Origin of the sequence: Herbaspirillum sp. RV1423 (assembly GCF_000577615.1) — a bacterium.
In the GTDB taxonomy this organism is placed as follows: domain Bacteria; phylum Pseudomonadota; class Gammaproteobacteria; order Burkholderiales; family Burkholderiaceae_D; genus Herbaspirillum.
Genome location: NZ_CBXX010000124.1, coordinates 1 through 276 on the forward strand (window position 1 = coordinate 1; position 276 = coordinate 276).

A 276-nucleotide genomic window follows, 5' to 3' on the forward strand; every position below is an offset into this window, starting at 1 on the left:
GGATGATTTCGCCGAAGCCCAGGGTGACGATGGCCAGGTAGTCGCCGCGCAGCTTCAGGGTCGGCGCACCCAACAATGCCCCGAACAGGGCGGCGATCAGGGCCGATACCGGGACGATGATCCAGAGCGACAGGTGGATCCCGTTTTGTACGATCTGCGGGCCGCATACCATGATGAGGAAGTTGCCCACCGCCGGGTAGGTGTTGACGAAGGATTGCAGGACGTCGGCGAATTGCGGCGAGGCCAGCAGGCCGGCGGTGTAGGCGCCGATGGCGT

1 pseudogene is annotated in these 276 nt (G+C 64.5%); it reads right to left on the minus strand.

Features of this window, described 5'->3' with window-relative positions:
* Positions 1 to 276, minus strand: a pseudogene (locus RV1423_RS28390) (ABC transporter ATP-binding protein); the annotation flags it as partial.